Source organism: Chitinophaga sp. S165 (genome assembly GCF_003182155.1).
Taxonomy (GTDB): domain Bacteria; phylum Bacteroidota; class Bacteroidia; order Chitinophagales; family Chitinophagaceae; genus Chitinophaga.
The window spans coordinates 166,363-184,640 of the sequence record NZ_QGTG01000003.1; the positions used below are offsets into that span (position 1 = coordinate 166,363).

Below are 18,278 nucleotides of genomic sequence, written 5' to 3' on the forward strand. Positions count from 1 at the left end.
GGTAAGATCGTCAAAAAAGGAGAATAGATAGGAATGCCTGTTGAAGATGATTTTAGAGCGTTTTTCAGGATATTCAGGTTCCGTTGAACCTTATTTGCGAACGAAGGGGCTAGTACCTAAAACTGGCTAAAAATCCGTTTTCGGATGAATGCCGATACATCCAGGATACAACGTTCATACAACGTTGTATCCTGGATGTATTTAACAATAAGGTGGTCCGACCTCAATTGCCGGTGATCCTTTCAACCGGCTTAATTTTTAAAATAACTCCCTTCTTCGAGGTCTTGTATCAGCCCCGGATGGCCTGGGCGCCATTCCAGCCTTTCCTGTGTCAGTGCACCGGAGGCAGGACAGTCAGTACCAAAGAAATGCCCAAGCCAACTGAAATGATCCGCTGCTTCTGCAGCTGATTTGGCAATTACAGGGAGATTAAGCTGACGGCCTATTACTTCCGCGATATCACGGGTTGGAACACCTTCATCGCCGATGGCATGGAAAATGGAGCCGGCCTCGCCTTTCTCAAGCGCCAGTCTGAAAACCCTGGCTGCATCGAGACGGTGTACTGCAGGCCAGCGATTGCTCCCGTCACCTATGTAAGCGGAAACGCCTTTCTGGCCCGCTATGGCAATAAGCGCAGGCACAAAACCATGATCGCCGTGGTCATGTACAGAAGGAGGGAGGCGCACAACGGATGTCCGTACTCCCTGAGAAGCCATCGCGATAGCCACCTCTTCCGATGGGATACGGTGCTTTCCGGCCGATTGCGGATTGGGGGCGTCTAATTCAGTTGTGAGCCGGCCGGGTGTAAGGGCAGCAATGCCTGACGTGATCACCAGGGGACGGCCGGAACCTGCAAGAGCGGTAGCGAGCGCCTGTACTGCAAGCCTGTCCGTTTCGCCGGAGGCTGCAATATTGGAGAAGTCATGAATGTAGGCGGTGTGAATGACGCCATCTGAAGCTGCTGCTCCAAGTTTCAGGCTGTCAACATCAGTGAGGGTGCCGTGATGTACTTCCGCACCTGCCGCAATAAGGGCGGCTGCTGACGCTTCCGAACGGGCCAGTCCGAGTACCTGGTGTCCTGCGTTGATCAATTCCTGAACAATGGCCGAGCCAACGAATCCTGTAGCGCCGGTAAGAAAAACACGCATAGTCTGTTTTTTTGATTTAGAATCCTGTTAAATGATCTGTTCTCTGAATGGAACAAGTACGATGCAAATTTCCCTACGAAAGGGGGCGGGAAACAAGGAGATTTGACGCAACTTTTTGAGGTCATTTGACCTAAATTTGTATCGTTATTAAATGTATTAGCGTTAAATCTATGTTTGAGTGTTTTGAAGCTTATATTACGCCGAAGGTTGATCTTACGAAAGAACAACTAAGGTATATGTGTTCGTTGGCAACGGTAAGAAAAGTACGCAGAAGACAACTGCTTGTGAAAGAAGGAGAAGTTTGCCGGCATAAGATATTTATTTCGAAAGGCCTGTTAAGGACCTATCGTTTAAAGGATGACGGCAATGAATACATCATGAGATTCTCTCCTGAGAATTCATGGAACGTAGATCATGAAAGTTATAATAATCAAACGCCTACAAAGTACAATGTTGATGCGCTTGAAGATTCCGAGCTGCTATTATGGAGCAAAGAGGACTTTGATGAATTGATCGCAGCTATTCCTGCCATCAGGGCGTTTTCCGACAGGATAAAGGAAAGTAGTTATGACGCCAGCCAGGAACGGGTACTAATGAATATCAGTTATACCGCTGAAGAGAAGTACGAGGACTTTATTACCTCTTTTCCTGATATTTTCAGGCGCGTGCCATTACACATGGTCGCATCCTATCTTGGTGTGTCAAGAGAAACGCTCACACGTGTAAGGCAGGCCCGGTTTAAGCAGCAAAAAGATAATTAGAGCCGGTTCAGATTCCCATCAACATTCTTATTTCTGAATTTAGATTCACGCGTTACTCCGAAAGCATATCTCACGGCGATAGAGAACTCTCTTACATTATCAAAATAGAAACCTCTGGAGCTAATATTATTTAAGGTGAATGCCTCTGTGGCATTCAATGTGTTGAAAATATCGTTCCAGCTTAAAGAACAGTTGATCCTCGATTTAGGAAATGCCTTTGTGAGCGACGTATCTATCTGCATCAGCGCATTTCTTTCATATACACCCTCATTACGTTTTGTCAACGCCCAGCCGGTGAGAGAAAAGGTGATGTTTTCCGGCAGCTTGAGCTGGTTGTTTGAATAGGCATAAAGGTATGGTAAGGTCTTGCCCATTACGGCCGCCTTATCAGAGATACTGTTCAGGATAAGCATGGCCGTATTGGTCCCGGATGTTTAAAATGGAGGTACTCAGTCAATTCTTCCGATTTTTGAGTGGATAAAGGAAAAATGTAAGAGACATAAGAAATAAGCCTGCATTTACGTTATCTCGCAAGTAAGTTAAAGAAATGATAAAATTACACCCTTCCCTGAAGATTGTTGCCTTAACGGCCCTTATTCTGCATTTAGCAACCGGTCACGCTATTTCCTGCAGCATGTTTAAGATCACCTTACATGGAAAGACGATGGCAGGAAATAACGAAGACGCCTGGCGGATTAACTCAAAGATCTGGTTTGAGAAAGGGGCTACCGGAAAATATGGGGCCGTTTATGTCGGGCATACTGATATGTTCCCCCAGGGTGGGATGAACGAAGCCGGGTTGATCTTTGATGGGTTTACGGTCTATCCCAGGCAGTTAAAAGCCGTTCAGGGAAAGAAGCAGGTCGAAAATCCAACCAGCTTTATTAAAGAGTTAATGCAACGGTGTAGATCAGTTGAGGATGTACAGCGTTTAGCCAGTCAGTTTGATAGAAGTATTTTTAATAACGGTATATTCCTGTTTGTTGATAATACAGGGAAATACCTTGTAATGGAAGCTGACACTTTAATAACCGGAAATGACAGTAAATACGTCATCTCTAATTTTTGTCCGTCGACTATTAAGAACCCGGACGATGTAAAGATTGCCCGTTATCAGAAAGGCAGAGCGTTCCTGGAGAACAAAGCTGATACCAGTCTCAGTTTTTGTACATCTGTAATGGATACAATGCATCAATGCAGGAACAAGATCGGAGACGGAACATTATACACTATCATATATGATTCAAACGAAGGACTGATCTATCTGTACTTTTACCACGATTTCACACAAGTGGTGAAATTCGATCTTAGAGAGGAATTGGCAAAAGGCGATCATGTTCTCAATATCCCGGGCCTTTTCCCGGAGAACAAGGAATACTTGCAATTCTTACATTATCTCACGCCCTTTAATAGTGTTTTTCTACAGTTGTTCCTTTATTTTCTGGCGCTGGTATTTGTATGTTCTGTTTTGTATTGGGTGGTGTGTTATTTCAGGAAGAACTATCCGCAGGATATCAATAAACAGCGCAGGTATACTATCGTGTTGTTTGTACTGGTCAATATGATGTTGTTAAGCTATTTGTATACCTTATTTTCCGATCAGTCAATCTTCTATTATGAGGCACCTTACAGTATAAGCGGTAAGTATTTGCTTAATGTGAGCGCTTATATACCTATCGTATTGTTATTGCTGATCATCCCGGTAACTATTTTGAATGTAAAGATAATTAAGCAGTCTTTCTGGATGAAGATCACGAAGGGGGTATTCACTCTTAATACTGTATTTTATTGCGCCTTACTGTTATTGTTTGCATATTGGGGGCTGCTTAATATCATCCGGTTTTAGTACGAGCGTTTTATAAAATGCAAAAGCGGAGCATGTATCTTGCTCCGCTTTTGCATTTTATAAAACGTCCGTTTATTGTGGATTAACCGGAAGGCCATTGGCTTCACGGATAAGCTGGAATATATGGTCCGGACGTACTACTGAATAGTTTGTATTAAGCGAGTTCGCAACGTTTTTAAAGCTTGTGGGTGTTACGCCCTGCCAGGGTTGTGCCTGTATAATGATAAAGCGGGGAGATGTCCCATTCCATCCGGCAGCAGCAGATGCAATGTGATCCTTCATTGCCTGTTCATTCGTACAATAGTTACAGGATAGCGCCATTCCCGGAAGGCTGTTGTTATAGATGCTAAGACCTCCACCGGTGTTCTGGGCAGTTAAACCAAGTAATGTAGATGCATTACCGGCGAATGACTGTCCGACATTCTGATTGATGCCGCCGGTAATGGTATTCCAGATAGTGATGACCCGGAAGCCGGCACGACGGTTATATTGTTCCGTCTTAGCAACAAACTGGTTTAGGCTGGTCTGGTTCGGCCAGTTGTTCGGATAAGCATAACCGTAGCCAGAAGGACCGGAGATCAAGTTATCATTATTTGAGGAACTCTGGTGGTAATAGTTCAATGCTCCCGGCATTGCATCCAGCATAGCAGGTGAAAGTGTCCAACCAATAGGAACGGAGCCACGATCCGGATTGTTCCAAAGCTTACGCATCAGATGTTCTACGTACTGTAAGTTGTCGCCATCACTTAAAATAAAGGCTACATAAAGTTTGTTCTGCAAAGCTGGTTTTGCCGGCATCGGTTTGATATTTACCGTTCTCGGCATACCGCTGTGAACGGTCAGATTGGTAGACCAGTCACTTGCAACAGTGGCAATGCCGTAGGTGGAAGCGCGCTCAACTCCCGGCGCTTCTTCAGGCCACCAGCCCATGTAATTAGCACCGGCAGGCATGGAGCTTAAGAAGCTGTTCAGTAATTCGCTTTCGCCGGAAACTTTAGGGTCCAGCCAGATGACGGCAGCACCCAATGCTACAGCATATTCACGCAAAGCGGCTTTATGTACATCAGGGTTTAAGCCGATCAACAGGCGATGGTCGAGGCTTGGCCAATAGGTATTGTACAGCGCCTGGTAGACCTGCAGTTTGCTGCTATACTGACCGCGAAGGTCGAGCAGTATTGGCAGGTTATATGGTGGAGCAGTAAGACGTGATAACAGTGATGGCGATGCAATAAGTGCTTTCCGGTCTTTTGCCAGCATGGTAGCCAGGTTTACTGTATGTATCTGGGCTGGGTCGTAGACAATCAGACCAGATATTTCACTACGGTATTTGGTAATAAGGTTCCACTTGTCTGCCGGTTCAGACCAGTTTAATCCTAAGGATTGCAGCCAGGTATACTGCCCTTCCGCGAAGGCGTCTCCTTCATAGGAAAAGAGGCGTGGCTGTGTTCTGTTAACAATGCCTTTCAGGGAGGCAAACAGATACATTTCTGCACCGCCGTTTTGTTGTACGCCGACCCAATCAACTTTAGTATAGGAGGTGCCTCTCCAATATACACGCAGTTCGATCTGCTGATTGTTTGCCGGCATTGTGAACGGCAATGTAAAGTTTACATAATCGCCCGCAATGGAAAATTGTCGGCGGGTGATGGTCATGGAAGCGAGCATCGCGCCGGTTGTAGCGTTTCTGACATCGACATCAACAACAGGATCATTGTTGGCAGTGTTGTTGTCGACCTTCATTCTGAATTCGGCTACATTAGGCCCTGCGGGAACACTCCGGTCATAAGGGCCATAGATCATATGCTCATCTGCGGCGTCAATGCCGGTTTGACAAAGCCAGCCGTCTGTCTCTAATCTCCCGGTCTTGTGACTTAGAGACGATCCTTCGGCTTCCCAACGGAAAGAAGATCCTTCACGTAGAATAAACAGGTCCTGCGTTTGAGCCGTTGCAGGAAAAGAGGGCAGAAGCTGTCCTGCCGGCCATGATATCTGGGCCATCGCAGACATAACGCAGAATTGGAACAACAACATGAGTGCCGTTACTGGACGAACAGGCAAGTTGATAGGTCTGATCATAGGTTAACACTTTTTACAGTGAGTTAAATAATAGAATACCAAAAAAATCGTGTCGGAGAGGTTTACGAAAGCATAATGCAAAAGGGAGCAATATGTGTTTCAATCGGATAGCGTTCTGTTTAACATAAGTTGATATCTAAATATACAAAAAAAAGTGATCAGCCAAGGAGAAATATGCCACTGGCTGATATTGAGAAGCGGAACCGGTTCCAGCTTATTTATGACGCTGATAAACAGATGATATAGAATAAGTGTTGAGATTCCAGAGCGGGCGGAGTGGTTTATTGTTCCTGGTGCCCGGCATTTTTACGGTTTGAATTGACTCATTGAGGAGTGATCTTGTCCGGTTCGGGGAGTTTGTACTTGGGGTTCGGTAGCAGACTGGAATAACTTTACACCATTGAACCAACAAATCGAAAAAAATGAATATTAAAATAGACAGAAGAGTGCTTGCAAATGTGATCATCGCAGGAGCTTTCGCTGTACATGGCATAAGGACCATTGCGCAGGACAGGTTGCCTGTAAGAAAGGGCGCTGTGGAATCGATCCGTACGGTCAATACACAGCTCCCGGATTCAGCATTGGCCAATTTGCGGCAACGTATATCGATCAGAATGTAAAGGTGTTTTTTTAGAAGGATAAATTTTTAATCTACGTAAATCTGAATATATGACAACGAAATCAACACATAACAGTCCGATCTTAGTAACAGGTGCAGCCGGGGATATCGGAGCGATCGGCCGTCACGTTACCAGTATGTTACTGGAAAAGGGACATAAGGTACGCGCCCTGGTAAGACGTGAAGATGAACGTGCGGAAGACCTGCGCAGGCTGGGAGCGGAAGTGGTGATCGGGGATTTGACGGACCTTGCATCTATGCATAAGGCCATAGAAGGTGTTAAACGCATCTACTTCGGAATGTCACTTTCGGCAGCCTACCTGGAGGCGACGGTTAACATCGCGGCAGTAGCACGTCATCATGGTGTTGAGGCCTTTGTTAATATGTCGCAGATGACCGTAACACAAATGAGCATCACCGAGACTACGGATAGCCCGCAGCATAAATTACATTGGCTGGCAGAACAGGCGCTTGCATGGTCGGGTTTACCGGTTATTACCATGCGTCCGACCGTGTTCCTGGAAAGCTTCTTCCTGCGTCTTGCAGCTGCCGGTATAAGGGGGAACAATGAGCTGGTATTACCACTGGGAAGCAGCAAAACTTCGCCTATATCTTCTATTGATGTAGCGCAGGCGGTTGCTGTTATTCTTGATAATCCTGCCCCGCACATCGGTAAGGTGTATAACCTGACCGGGTATGAATCGGCTGATCTGAACTATTATGCAGGCATCTTTTCTAAAGCGTTGGGCAGAAGCATCAGTTACCGCGACGTACCGGTATCGGCCTGGTCGGAGAAGTTACTTGAGTTTGGCGTACCGGTGCACCTGGTCAATCACCTTGCAGCAATGGCTAAGTTGCACGGAGAAGGACGTTATGACCGTATGACGGACGATTTCTTCCAACTGACCGGTAAGAAGCCTATGACAGTTTTTGATTTCATAAAATCACATATCGCTGACTTTGCGGCCAAATAGGTACTGCGAAAAAGGCGGTTATCGGGAAAGAAACTTGCCATCATGGCAGCATAATTATCAGCGGCAACGCTGATTTGCTAAAATGGCTGTCATTTGCTTTTGGCATAAAACATGACACTTTAACTAACGATAAAAACAAAAATCATATGTCAACACAAACTGCAATACTTGCTGGTGGTTGCTTCTGGGGAGTCGAAGAACTGATCCGTGCCCTTCCGGGTGTGACTGAGACCAGGGTTGGTTATACAGGCGGCGATGTTCGTAATGCTACATATCGTAACCATGGTACCCATGCCGAGGGAATAAAGGTGGAATTTGACCCAAATGTGCTTTCTTACCGCAAGCTGCTTGAGTTCTTCTTCCAGATACACAACCCTACCACTCGTAACAGGCAGGGTAACGACATCGGTACTTCCTATCGTTCGGCTATTTTCTATTCAGATGATGAGCAGAAAAACACAGCGCTTGAACTGATCAAAGAATTATCTGCAGCCAACATCTGGCCGAATCCTATCGTTACTGAGGTAGTGCCGGTATCAGATTTCTGGGACGCAGAGGAAGAACACCAGGATTATCTTCAGAAACATCCACATGGATATACCTGTCACTTCATTCGTCCAGAGTGGCAACTTGACACAGCTGAAAAGAAATAATACGGCTGTAAGACAGACATACAAACCAGTTTAAACATAGATGGGTATAATTAAGTATCAGTATACTTATTATACCCATTTCTATTTTCAGGATGAATGTGCCTTACTTAGATCAGCGAAGGGGCCTGAAAGCAGTGCGCATATCGTCGGAGAGGTATTTAGGCTGTTCCCATGCGGCGAAGTGTCCGCCGGCTTTCGGATTGTTGTAGAATATGAGATTGGGATACGCCTTTTCCGCCCAGCTACGGGGGCACTGATAGAGCTCGTCAGGAAAAGCGCTTACTGCAACAGGCACAGTGATGCCTTTAGGACTGAAGTAAGCCAGTTTGTTTTCCCAATACAGACGGGAGGCGGAAACGCCGGTATTAGTGAGCCAGAAGAGGGTGACGTTATCGAGAACATCATCTCTGGTCAGGCCTTCTGTCTTTCCGTCAAAGGAGCGCATGATAAGCTCGAGGCTACGTGCGTCATGGTCGATCATAAAAGTGGCCAGACCAACAGGTGAATCTGACAAGCCTACTAATGTTTGCGGTCGTGACCCCATATAAAAGGCATAGAAAACGTGCCTGTATACAAATTCAAGTTGTTCATACGCCCGTTTTTCTTCATCGGAGAGACCGGCAGGAGCAGGAGCGCCGCTAAAAGCTGCTTTGTCGACTTCAGGAGGTACTGCGCCAGGCATATTAGTGTGAATACCCATCAGTTCCGGCGGAGCTAATACTCCTATCTGATCGGTAACAATGGCGCCCCAGTCGCCGCCCTGTGCTACAAATTTTGTGTATCCGAGACGTTTCATAAGTGTTACCCAGGCAGCGGCAATGCGTGCTGGTCCCCAGCCGGTAGTGGTTGGTTTTCCTGAGAACCCATAGCCTGGCATAGAAGGTATTACAACATCGAAGGCATCATCAGGTGTTCCTCCATGAGCGGTTGGATTAACAAGCGGATCGATGATCTTCAGTTGTTCGATGATTGAACCTGGCCATCCGTGGGTGATGATGACCGGCATGGCGTTTTCATGCTGGGAACGCACGTGGATGAAATGTATGTCAAGCCCGTCGATCGTTGTGATGAAATTAGGAAAAGAGTTAAGTCTTGCTTCCGCTTTACGCCAATCGTAGCTATTTGCCCAGTAGTCTGTCAGTGCCTGAACAGTGGCGAGAGGTACACCCTGGGAAATGTCAGCCACTGTTTCTTTTTCCGGCAACCTGGTAGCTAAAATACGACGATGTAAATCGTCCAGGTCAGCTTGTGGAATATTTACCTTGAATGGCCGGATCGCTTCAACGGATGTAACTTCACTTAAAACGTCAAGAACATTTTCCATAAATCAAATTTTAGATGGTTTAGAAATGATTATCTGCACCAGTCTGTTTGTTACATTAAACAAGCGAAGGATAGTATATAGTTTAGCTGTTCGAACGCAGTGGGCAAAAAGCTGCACGGAGCTATTCTGAAAATATCCTAAGTTGTTCCCATGCAGCAAAATGCCCGCCTGCTAGTAATTTATTATAGTGGATAAGATTGGAAAGAGACACTTTCCCGTTTTGAAGCTATTGTGAGAATGTGGTAAAGTAACCGGCTAAGCTAATGCCTGATCATTAAAGAAGTTCGCGGCTTAAGTATGTTACGCTCTGGCTTCTCAATGATGCTGTCGTGTAGAAATACTGCCACTGTTTAGCGCTGGTGGGAACGCGAAGCTGTTGGCATATCGGTGATTAATAAACAAGATGATTGAATAAAAGTTTAGTTTGTGCTTATTAAAATAAATGATGAATAGATTAAATAATCACAGGATTAAAACTTATATGTTAAGTAATGATAAGTTTATTATTTTTTCTATTATTGAGATGAATACATGTACCTATGGCAGGCAAACGGAACTTAAAAATTGCATTTATAACGCTATTAATTACCCTTTGTATTGTGGGTGCTTCCTGGTGGGTATACCTGTCTTTTACCTTTGTATCATTTGAGCCGCTTGCGCTGAATGATAAAAAAGAACTGGTAGTGGCAAAGGTTCCTGATGATTTCTATAAAAATCTGCTTGTTGTATTGGATGGTTATCATATAGAACATAAGCCGGATGTTGGGGGACAATTGAAGCTGCCGCTTAAAGTAGCAAACGATAAACAGCTCATACGGGAGTTAACGGAAAAGGCACAGGATATTATGTGGCTGTATAACCACACAAAGGAGAGAGGCCCTTCGTTTCCCTGCAAAGGGGAAGGATATGAAGGGTTTGTATTGAAAAGAGGAAGACCCGATTTTATCGGCGGTGATAGTGCTATAGATGTTGATCTCACCTGCGGGGAAGTAGCGCTTGCAGAACAGATATTGCATACGAGGGTTGACGCGGCGGGGGGCCTGAAGGCATGGCACATAAGATATGAATTTCCAGACTATTACCGTCAATATATAGGCTACCGCAATGCAAAGGGAGAAGTCGTTGTATATATCAGCCTCTTACTCCGGCGCGGAAACACAATTTCACAGCTCCGGCGTCATCTGGTTTTAGTGGAAGATGGAGGCAGCGCTTATTGGCAGGTAGAGGTAAACCTGAATACGAAGGCTATCGGTCAACTATCGGTAAATGGGTCGGCGTAGTTCCTCTTAAGTCTCTGATAAATTTTTACCGGACACATTGTTAGTTAAATACAAATAGTTAAATTAGATAACTTTATATATCAGGAATGTTTAATTAAAACGTAAACTATGAAGCAAACAGTACCCGCTTTTATCCTGCTGCTCACTTTAGCAGCATGTGGTGGCGCCAATTCTGACAAAGCAAAAACAGACGAAAAACAAGAAGCTGCGGCAGCTACCGGTGCAGCGTATGCCATCGACACAACAACTACATCTGTTCAATGGCGTGCAACACACAAAGGCGGATTCGCCCCTCGCTTTGGAACCATTAAAGTATCCGATGGTAGCCTGAATGTAGAAAACGGAGCAATTACCGGTGGCAGTTTTGATGTAAACCTGCATACCCTGTTGACAGATACAGCATCTGTAACAGAACCGGATAAGAAAGCTTCTGACTTAACAGGGCACTTGAAAAGCCCGGATTTCTTTGATGTTGAGAAACATCCGACAGCGAAGTTCGTTATCACCAGCGTAACGCCATATGACAGTACAAAAGAAAAGAGCCTGCTGCCTGGTGCAACTAATCTTATCAGCGGTAATCTGACCCTGAAAGATAGTACCCTGAACATCACTTTCCCTGCACAGGTATCTGTTAACGAAGGTGAAGTTACCGCCAATGCTAAATTCGTAATTGACAGAAGCGCATGGGGCATCAGCTATAAAACAGAAGGCAGCCCTGAAAACTGGGCGATCAGCAAAGATGTTGAGATCGGCTTCAGTCTGAAGGCGGTAAAGAAATAAGGTTTCTTTGACCGTTTAAAGGTATCAGATAAGAAATGAGCAGCCAGGCATTCAATATGCCTGGCTGCTTTCGTTAAAAGCGTATAAAAGTACTCAGTAAAGTACTTACTACTCATAGATTGTTGCTGGGAGGGAGTGATAACTTACTTATTTTAGGGTATCACCTACAACTAAAACCCTGATAATGACCTCGGAAAAACTAAACGAATTAAGAGAAGACCTATCTGTGAAATCTAAAAATGGTATTGCATTTACCTTATCCGGAAGTCTATTATGGCTCATAATGGCTTATGTATGGACACTCCGGTTCAGCGCATATGACCGATCTATCCTGGTATTTTTCGCAGGAGCCCCTTTACTGCCAATGGCCTTTTTACTGTCCAAGTTGTTTAAGACGCCCTGGAAAAACGACAATCCTTTACAATCTTTGGCCATTTGGCTAAATGTTGCACAGTTATTCTATTTCCCGTTTTTAATCTTTACGATGATAAAAATGCCGGAGTATTTTATCATGGTGTATGCTATCATTACAGGGGCGCACTTTTTCCCATTCGCCTGGTTTTATAACACCCGGTGGTATGCGATATTTGCCGGTGTCATTGCGTTGGGAGCGTTACTGCTAGGTCTGATATTGGATAATAGCCAGATGTATTTTATTCCCCTGTTTACAGCCATTACGTTGATCGCATTAACGGCATGTCTCTATTTTGACAGTGCGAAAAGACTAAAGCAAAACTACCAGTTATCGAAGGGATAGTCCGTCAAGGAAATTCCGGATCTCTTCGCCGATCACGTTTAAATGAGTTTCCAACGCAAAGTGTCCTGTGTCGTAAAACCTGACAATGGCGTTAGGAAGGTCTTTCTTAAACGCTTCAGCGCCAGCCGGAATAAAGTATGGGTCCTTTTCTCCCCAGGTGGCCAGAAATGGCGGCTGATACTTCCTGAAGTATTCGTGGAACGCCGGATAAAGGGCTACATTGGTAGCGTAGTCTTTGAAAAGATCAAGTTGGATTTCCTCATTTTCAGACCGGTCCATAAAGAACTGGTCCAAGGTGTATGATTCCGGTGCGATAAGACTTTTGTCGGGCGCGCCGGTGAAATATTGCCATTGAATAGAATCGGCGGTTGATGTTACCCTGAGACTATTCCGGTTTTCTGCTGTCGGTTCATTCCAGTATTTTTCGAGCAAGCTCCATCCGTTGCTCAAACCTTCTTTATAGGCATTGCCATTCTGGGAAATAATGGCAGTGATCTTTTCCGGATTGGCGAGTGCAAGCCGGTAACCTACAGGCGCACCATAGTCAAATACCTGTATGGCAAACCTGTCCACTTTCAACAGGTCAAGTAATCCCTGCACATACTTTGTTAAGTTATCAAAAGTGTAACTGAACGCTTTATAATGCGGTGCATCAGAATAGCCGAACCCGATCAGGTCAGGGGCAATGACATGATATTTATCCGCTAACATCGGGATCAGGTCCCTGTACATATGAGATGATGTGGGGTAGCCGTGAAGCAGCACCACTACCGGACCATCATCCGGACCTGCTTCGCGGTAAAATACATTCAGGTCATCTACTTTTACTTTGTGATAATGTGTTACCGGGCGTTTCATTTTATAAAATTGATTTGAATGATAATCAGAGCTTATTTAACTGTGCTCCGATATGGTAATAGGTTGACTGGAACCATAACAGCGGTTTACCGTTGTTACACATACGGATGCTTTCTACTTTGCCGATCACAATGGTATGGTCATGGCGATCGAGTGTTTCCTCAACAATACATTCAATAGACGCAAGTGCTTCCTTCAATACCTGGGTACCGGAGGGAAGTGTTATCCACTCCGCACCGGTATAGCGGTCATTCCCTTTGATGCCGCCAATACCGATAAAACGATCGGCAATATCTGCATGCTGGTCTTTCATAAAATTGACACCAAAGCGGCCTGATTTTAACAAGGTTTCCCGGGAGGATGAGGTTTTGTTGATACACAGGATCAGGCTTGGAGGATCTGTTGAAAATGATGATACTGAAGTAGCCACAAATCCGGTACGGTCTTCGGCATTGCCAACTGTTATTACTGATACAGCTCCGGTAAGTTCCCGCAATGCCTTGCGGAACTCGGCAGCCGGTACGTCCATCGTAGTGGATGTCTTTTCCTGGGAAGAGTTTGAATGGTCCATGACTGTTTATTTTGATAAAAGTGTAGATCTGTTATCTGACAAGCTATATGACAGCTAAAGTGTTACCGGCAGTGCCTGCAATCACTGCCGGTTTTGCCGATTTTGAAAGATATCAGCCGTTGTTGATCAATGCATGTTGGACAGCGAATTGGTTAGAAGGCCTGGGAAGGTTCAAACGTTCGCGTAGCGTTCCCTGTCCATATGTTGATGGTACCAATCCTCTCTTGCGTAATTCGGGTACAACTTCTTTCATAAATCGCATCCAGTCTTCCGGTATTGTCGGGAACATCAGGTTAAAACCATCTGCTGCTCCCGCAGTGAACCACTCTTCAAACTGATCGGCAATTTCATTCGGCGTTCCTTTTATAGTTGGTGCGCTACCTGCATTTGCCACTATGCGCGCTACTTCGCGTAATGACAGTCCTTCCTGTTTATACTGTTTTACTTTTGCGAGGTTAGTGCGTTGTCCGTTGAAATTTGTTTCATCCGGTAAATCGGGGATAGGCCCGTCTAATGGAAATCCGGACAAATCTATCCCTACCCAGCTTGAAACAAGATCGATACCCACCTGTTCAGGAACAAGGCTTTCAAGAAGGGCTTCTTTCTGTGCCGCTTCTTCTCTGGATGAGGCTACAATAGGCAGAATGCCCGGAAGGACCTTCAATGCTGAAGAAGGCCGGCCGTATTTAGCAAGTCTTACATCGAAGTCTTCGCGATAAGCTTTGCCTTCCTCAATAGAACGAAGCAAGGCAAAATTCATATCCGCATGTCTTGCAGCAAGGTCCTTACCATCATTAGATCCTCCTGCCTGTACGATGAGCGGATGGCCCTGAAGAGGACGTGGTACGTTCAGCGGACCGCGAACTTTAAAAAAGTCACCTGTATGATTGACATGATGTACCTTATGGCTATCTGCAAAGAGACCTGTTGTTTTATTCATCAAAACCGCATCATCCTCCCAACTGTCCCAAAGCGCCTTTACAACATCGAGATATTCTGCTGCCCGCTGATACCGGGTGCGGTGCTCGATACTGGCATCCCTGCCATAGTTCATTGCTTCTTCATTCATTCCGGATGTAACAACATTCCAACCCGCGCGGCCTTTACTCAGATGGTCCAGTGAGGCAAATTTACGGGCAAGGTTATACGGCTCCGAATAAGATGCCGAGACAGTAGAGATCAGACCGATCTTTTTTGTGACTGCTGAAAGTGCGGACAGCAGTGTGATGGGTTCGAGGCGTGCGTTGGCGTAGTGAGGAATATTGCTCTGAAAGGAATCCCATATACCAACATGGTCTGCGAGGAAGATGGCATCTATACAAGCCTCCTCCGCGGCTATGGCTAAACGCTGGTAATAATCCAGTTCAAAAATCTCAGGACCGGGAGCGGTGGGGTAGCGCCACGACATCCGGTTATCTCCTTGTGGATTAAAGAAGAATGCTGTCAGGATTAAATGTTTGTTGGCCATGATCTTATTGATTTATTGTTAATTGGAATAGCTCCGGCAAATTGGGATGCCAGGTAACAAGTGTGGAATTATATAGATCTTACTTCTCCGCCATCCATCCTGATGGCTGTGCCGATCAGCCATTTGGCTGCAGGCGATACCATGAAGGCGATCATTTCTGCAATCTCTTCCGGCTTCCCATAACGCTCGATTTGCGCGTTGGCGAGGAATTGTGTCCCGGCTTCCTCAATGAAAAGGTTATTCTCTGCCGCCCACTTTTTCAGAAAGTTGATACGGCGGTTACTCATAACAGGCCCCGGCAACAGGCTGTTTACCTGCACTCCGTCTATAATGCCCTGTTCCGCGAAAGCTTTTGCAAGCGCGCAGATGGCGGCATTGATGGTAGCAACAGCTGCGAAAGCAGGTTTCGGCGCTTCTGCAGAGTTACCGGAGATAAATACGACCGAGCCTTTTGACGCTTTCAGTAAAGGCCATGCTTTGATAGTTAGCCGTCTGGCGCCGTGCAGCTTACTTTCTGCACCTGCATTCCATTGTTCATCTGTCATTTCAAACAGGTGTATCTGTGGAACAGCGCCAGCTATATTACAGAGTGCATCGATGCGGCCAAATCTGTTTTGAGTATGGCTGATCACCAGCTCTGCTGCTTCGGGGCTCTCCAGGTCTGCGGTGATTACTAACGGCTCGGCTCCGGCTTCTTTAATAAGTTCAGCAGTTTTATTCAGCTCCTCTTCTTTGCGTCCGACAAGCACGATACCCTTAAAATCCTTTGCCAGTCGTATTGAAGTAGCCCGGCCAATACCGGCGCTGGCGCCGGTTACAATTGCGATCTTTGTTTCCATAAATGATGTTGCTAAGTTGTTAAGTGTTGCTTAAATCGCTTCCCATACGGCGTCTACAAACCAGTTCCGTTGATCATAAAATTGACCGGAGATCTTAAAGCCGGATCGTTTGGCCATCAGTTCAATTTCATTGAACGCGTATTTTTGTGAGATCTCCATAAAAATGCATTCCCCATTTTTGAAACGGATCTCTTCTGCGCCTGTGTTGGCGGGTATATACACTACCTGGTCCAGAAGGCTTACCAGGTAACTTTTGCAAGCGCCTGTTGCCGGATCGTATGTAGGGTAATGTTCAAACTTTGACAGGTCAAAATCTGCATTGAGTTCCCTGTTGATACGCTCTAATAAATTGAGATTGAACTGCCGTGTAATTCCTTCTTTATCATTATAGGCAGCGAGAATGGTCTTCGGATCTTTTCTGAGATCAAGACCGATAATGGCCAGATCGCCCTTCTGCATATGGCTGCGTAGTTCGCGGCAGAACATCAGTGCCCTTGTGGGAGGCATGTTGCCAAGATTGGAACCTAAGAACAACAGGACTTTGCGGTTGTCTGATATGGTTGCTGCCTTTTCCAGCATTTCCATGTACTCGCCATTGAGGCCGGTAACCTTTAATCCGGGGATGCTTCGAGACAGTTCTGTGCTCAGATAGCTGATGATGTTCGTTGAAATATCGATCGGCATATAGTTAAAATCAGCCGCCTGTTTAACGAGATATTTTAACAGGTAACCAGACTTGGTACAATCGCCTGCGCCAAGTTCGATCAGGTCAAAACTTCCGCCATATCTTGTTATTACGGAAGCCAGGTCTGCAGTGCGTTTACTGAATATTTCCAGTTCGCAATCAAATGGATAATATTCCTCGCATCGCATAATGTCCTGGAATAATTTATCTCCTTTGATATCGTAGAAATATTTTGATGGCAGATATTTATTTTCCGCCTGCAATCCTTCCAAAACATCCTGATAGAAAGACACTTCATCTTTTGTCTGAGTGTGTACCACATTCGTTTCGTGGCTATTTATGTTCATTGCATTCATAAGATTAAAATTGATTCACATGACACCATATGACTATTTAGCAAGCCTGATCCCGGTAAACTGCCACCTCAGATCTGTCTGAAAGAAATTGCGGTAAGTATTCCTGCTATGACCTGCAGGCGTTATTTCCGATGCACCACGCAGTACTTGCTGATTGACCATGAACTTACCATTGTATTCTCCCAGTGCCCCGGGCGCCTGTGCATAGTGAGGATATGGGAGATATGCGCTCTGCGTCCATTCCCAACGTTGGCCCCAGTCAAAGAGATGAGAAGCCGTTTCCCATTCAAACTCTGTGGGCAGGCGCATTCCCTTCCAGTTAGCAAAAGCGTATGCCTCGAAGAAGCTTACATGACAAACGGCTTCTTCCTTACGAACTGGTTCAAGTCCCCTGAATGTATAATTCATCCACTGTCCATCCATGAAATGCCAATACAGCGGAGAAGTGATTTGCTGTTTTCTTACCCAGTCCCAGCCTTCTGCATGCCAGTAGCGGAAGTTCTGATAACCGCCATCATTGATAAATGCGATGTATGCTTCATTCGTTACAAGCTGGTTACTGATCTCAAATGCAGGAAGATAAACTTTGTGTCTTCCCAGTTCATTGTCCCAGTGAAACCCTTCGCCCTGAAAGCCGATCTCATACAACCCTTCTTTTACCGGTACCATCGCCGGTGATTTAACCTGTGATACGGTGGGAGGTAAGTAGTCGCGACGATATGAAGGGAAAAGCGGATTATGTCCCAGGATGTATTTGATATCGGCATACAATAGCTCCTGGTGTTGTTGCTCATGATTGAGCCCAAGAATGATCAGTTCAGCAATCTCCGCAAGCGAACTGGTATCCTGCAGAAATGTGATCATTGCTTCGTCTATGAAGCGCCGGTAACGATATACATCTTTAACAGTAGGGCGACTGAGGTTACCCCGGTCAGTGCGGATCACTCTCGCCCCGACAGATTCATAATAGCTGTTAAATACATAATTGTAAGCAGCGTCGAATTCTTTATAATCTGTAGCGTACGATTTTAAAATAAAGGTTTCGAAGAACCATGTTGTATGTCCAAGATGCCATTTCGGCGGACTTACATCCACGACGGGTTGTACAACGTAATCTTCTGTTTCCAGTGAGATACAGATCTGCTCAGTCGCTGTACGGACCTGCTTGTACTGCATGATCAGTTCATCTCTTGTTGTCATATACTTTGTCACTGTATGTTAATTTGGGAATCGTAAAAGAGCAGGATGTTTTGAAAAGACTGTAAAGCGGCATTCTTCTACGC

Annotated in this window: 18 protein-coding genes; 8 read left to right on the top strand and 10 right to left on the bottom strand. The window is 45.4% G+C overall.

Annotated elements, in window-relative coordinates; all coding sequences use genetic code 11:
- Nucleotides 1–251: 251 nt before the first annotated feature.
- Nucleotides 252–1,148, bottom strand: coding sequence for an SDR family oxidoreductase (locus C7475_RS15075; protein WP_110054221.1), 897 nt, complete (start codon nucleotides 1,146–1,148; stop codon nucleotides 252–254).
- Between the two features lie 170 nt (nucleotides 1,149–1,318).
- Here C7475_RS15075 and C7475_RS15080 point away from each other — a divergent pair, with 170 nt between their 5' ends.
- Nucleotides 1,319–1,909, top strand: coding sequence for a Crp/Fnr family transcriptional regulator (locus tag C7475_RS15080; RefSeq protein WP_110054222.1), 591 nt, complete (start codon nucleotides 1,319–1,321; stop codon nucleotides 1,907–1,909).
- Here C7475_RS15080 and C7475_RS15085 read toward each other — a convergent pair.
- Nucleotides 1,906–2,322, bottom strand: a complete 417-nt coding sequence (locus C7475_RS15085; RefSeq protein ID WP_110054223.1) for an outer membrane beta-barrel protein — start codon at nucleotides 2,320–2,322, stop codon at nucleotides 1,906–1,908. The two genes, C7475_RS15080 and C7475_RS15085, sit on opposite strands and share 4 nt — an antisense overlap.
- A gap of 134 nt (nucleotides 2,323–2,456) precedes the next feature.
- Here C7475_RS15085 and C7475_RS15090 point away from each other — a divergent pair, with 134 nt between their 5' ends.
- Nucleotides 2,457–3,755: a hypothetical protein gene (locus tag C7475_RS15090; RefSeq protein ID WP_110054224.1), complete on the top strand. Its 1,299-nt coding sequence runs from the start codon at nucleotides 2,457–2,459 to the stop codon at nucleotides 3,753–3,755.
- A gap of 72 nt (nucleotides 3,756–3,827) precedes the next feature.
- Here C7475_RS15090 and C7475_RS15095 read toward each other — a convergent pair whose 3' ends face one another.
- The gene (locus C7475_RS15095; protein WP_110054225.1) at nucleotides 3,828–5,831 is read right to left on the bottom strand and encodes a GxGYxYP domain-containing protein; all 2,004 of its coding nucleotides are present in this window, start codon (nucleotides 5,829–5,831) and stop codon (nucleotides 3,828–3,830) included.
- A gap of 422 nt (nucleotides 5,832–6,253) precedes the next feature.
- Here C7475_RS15095 and C7475_RS15100 point away from each other — a divergent pair, with 422 nt between their 5' ends.
- The 3 genes from C7475_RS15100 (at nucleotide 6,254) to msrA (ending at nucleotide 8,077) form a co-directional block, all read left to right on the top strand.
- Entirely contained in the window at nucleotides 6,254–6,451 is a 198-nt protein-coding gene (locus C7475_RS15100; protein WP_110054226.1) for a hypothetical protein, read from the top strand.
- Between the two features lie 49 nt (nucleotides 6,452–6,500).
- Nucleotides 6,501–7,424, top strand: coding sequence for an NmrA family NAD(P)-binding protein (locus tag C7475_RS15105; protein WP_110054227.1), 924 nt, complete (start codon nucleotides 6,501–6,503; stop codon nucleotides 7,422–7,424).
- 146 nt (nucleotides 7,425–7,570) lie between these two features.
- Complete coding sequence (gene msrA / locus C7475_RS15110) at nucleotides 7,571–8,077, top strand: peptide-methionine (S)-S-oxide reductase MsrA (protein WP_110054626.1); 507 nt, start codon at nucleotides 7,571–7,573, stop codon at nucleotides 8,075–8,077.
- 112 nt (nucleotides 8,078–8,189) lie between these two features.
- Here msrA and C7475_RS15115 read toward each other — a convergent pair whose 3' ends face one another.
- Nucleotides 8,190–9,401 (bottom strand): epoxide hydrolase family protein, encoded by a 1,212-nt coding sequence (locus tag C7475_RS15115; RefSeq protein ID WP_110054228.1) that lies wholly within the window; start codon nucleotides 9,399–9,401, stop codon nucleotides 8,190–8,192.
- A gap of 539 nt (nucleotides 9,402–9,940) precedes the next feature.
- On the opposite strand from C7475_RS15115, the gene C7475_RS15120 reads away from it, so the two are divergent.
- From C7475_RS15120 to C7475_RS15130, 3 genes are all read left to right on the top strand, one after another.
- The gene (locus tag C7475_RS15120; protein WP_110054229.1) at nucleotides 9,941–10,681 is read left to right on the top strand and encodes a hypothetical protein; all 741 of its coding nucleotides are present in this window, start codon (nucleotides 9,941–9,943) and stop codon (nucleotides 10,679–10,681) included.
- 108 nt (nucleotides 10,682–10,789) lie between these two features.
- On the top strand, nucleotides 10,790–11,461 hold the full coding sequence (locus tag C7475_RS15125) for a YceI family protein (RefSeq protein WP_110054230.1): 672 nt from the start codon (nucleotides 10,790–10,792) through the stop codon (nucleotides 11,459–11,461).
- 184 nt (nucleotides 11,462–11,645) lie between these two features.
- The gene (locus tag C7475_RS15130) at nucleotides 11,646–12,218 is read left to right on the top strand and encodes a hypothetical protein (RefSeq protein WP_199236239.1); all 573 of its coding nucleotides are present in this window, start codon (nucleotides 11,646–11,648) and stop codon (nucleotides 12,216–12,218) included.
- Here the strand turns inward: C7475_RS15130 and C7475_RS15135 are convergent.
- The 6 genes from C7475_RS15135 to egtB all read right to left on the bottom strand — a co-directional run bounded on the left by C7475_RS15135 (nucleotide 12,204) and on the right by egtB (nucleotide 18,195).
- Nucleotides 12,204–13,076: an alpha/beta fold hydrolase gene (locus tag C7475_RS15135; protein WP_110054231.1), complete on the bottom strand. Its 873-nt coding sequence runs from the start codon at nucleotides 13,074–13,076 to the stop codon at nucleotides 12,204–12,206. The two genes, C7475_RS15130 and C7475_RS15135, sit on opposite strands and share 15 nt — an antisense overlap.
- Nucleotides 13,077–13,101: 25 nt before the next feature.
- Nucleotides 13,102–13,647: a flavin reductase family protein gene (locus tag C7475_RS15140; protein WP_110054232.1), complete on the bottom strand. Its 546-nt coding sequence runs from the start codon at nucleotides 13,645–13,647 to the stop codon at nucleotides 13,102–13,104.
- 112 nt (nucleotides 13,648–13,759) lie between these two features.
- Complete coding sequence (locus tag C7475_RS15145) at nucleotides 13,760–15,115, bottom strand: LLM class flavin-dependent oxidoreductase (RefSeq protein ID WP_110054233.1); 1,356 nt, start codon at nucleotides 15,113–15,115, stop codon at nucleotides 13,760–13,762.
- 68 nt (nucleotides 15,116–15,183) lie between these two features.
- Entirely contained in the window at nucleotides 15,184–15,954 is a 771-nt protein-coding gene (locus tag C7475_RS15150; RefSeq protein ID WP_110054234.1) for an SDR family oxidoreductase, read from the bottom strand.
- Between the two features lie 30 nt (nucleotides 15,955–15,984).
- A complete protein-coding gene (locus tag C7475_RS15155; protein WP_110054235.1) occupies nucleotides 15,985–16,995 on the bottom strand; it encodes an L-histidine N(alpha)-methyltransferase in 1,011 nt (336 codons plus the stop codon).
- Nucleotides 16,996–17,028: 33 nt separating this feature from the next.
- Entirely contained in the window at nucleotides 17,029–18,195 is a 1,167-nt protein-coding gene (gene egtB, locus C7475_RS15160; RefSeq protein WP_110054236.1) for an ergothioneine biosynthesis protein EgtB, read from the bottom strand.
- Between the last annotated feature and the right edge of the window lie 83 nt (nucleotides 18,196–18,278).

Bases quoted from the DNA above. Each gene is read 5' to 3' on its own strand.
- C7475_RS15075 (WP_110054221.1), bottom strand. From the start codon at position 1,148: ATGCGTGTTTTTCTTACCGGCGCTACAGGATTCGTTGGCTCGGCCATT.
- C7475_RS15080 (WP_110054222.1), top strand. From the start codon at position 1,319: ATGTTTGAGTGTTTTGAAGCTTATATTACGCCGAAGGTTGATCTTACG.
- C7475_RS15085 (WP_110054223.1), bottom strand. From the start codon at position 2,322: ATGCTTATCCTGAACAGTATCTCTGATAAGGCGGCCGTAATGGGCAAG.
- C7475_RS15090 (WP_110054224.1), top strand. From the start codon at position 2,457: ATGATAAAATTACACCCTTCCCTGAAGATTGTTGCCTTAACGGCCCTT.
- C7475_RS15095 (WP_110054225.1), bottom strand. From the start codon at position 5,831: ATGATCAGACCTATCAACTTGCCTGTTCGTCCAGTAACGGCACTCATG.
- C7475_RS15100 (WP_110054226.1), top strand. From the start codon at position 6,254: ATGAATATTAAAATAGACAGAAGAGTGCTTGCAAATGTGATCATCGCA.
- C7475_RS15105 (WP_110054227.1), top strand. From the start codon at position 6,501: ATGACAACGAAATCAACACATAACAGTCCGATCTTAGTAACAGGTGCA.
- msrA (WP_110054626.1), top strand. From the start codon at position 7,571: ATGTCAACACAAACTGCAATACTTGCTGGTGGTTGCTTCTGGGGAGTC.
- C7475_RS15115 (WP_110054228.1), bottom strand. From the start codon at position 9,401: ATGGAAAATGTTCTTGACGTTTTAAGTGAAGTTACATCCGTTGAAGCG.
- C7475_RS15120 (WP_110054229.1), top strand. From the start codon at position 9,941: ATGGCAGGCAAACGGAACTTAAAAATTGCATTTATAACGCTATTAATT.
- C7475_RS15125 (WP_110054230.1), top strand. From the start codon at position 10,790: ATGAAGCAAACAGTACCCGCTTTTATCCTGCTGCTCACTTTAGCAGCA.
- C7475_RS15130 (WP_199236239.1), top strand. From the start codon at position 11,646: ATGACCTCGGAAAAACTAAACGAATTAAGAGAAGACCTATCTGTGAAA.
- C7475_RS15135 (WP_110054231.1), bottom strand. From the start codon at position 13,076: ATGAAACGCCCGGTAACACATTATCACAAAGTAAAAGTAGATGACCTG.
- C7475_RS15140 (WP_110054232.1), bottom strand. From the start codon at position 13,647: ATGGACCATTCAAACTCTTCCCAGGAAAAGACATCCACTACGATGGAC.
- C7475_RS15145 (WP_110054233.1), bottom strand. From the start codon at position 15,115: ATGGCCAACAAACATTTAATCCTGACAGCATTCTTCTTTAATCCACAA.
- C7475_RS15150 (WP_110054234.1), bottom strand. From the start codon at position 15,954: ATGGAAACAAAGATCGCAATTGTAACCGGCGCCAGCGCCGGTATTGGC.
- C7475_RS15155 (WP_110054235.1), bottom strand. From the start codon at position 16,995: ATGAATGCAATGAACATAAATAGCCACGAAACGAATGTGGTACACACT.
- egtB (WP_110054236.1), bottom strand. From the start codon at position 18,195: ATGACAACAAGAGATGAACTGATCATGCAGTACAAGCAGGTCCGTACA.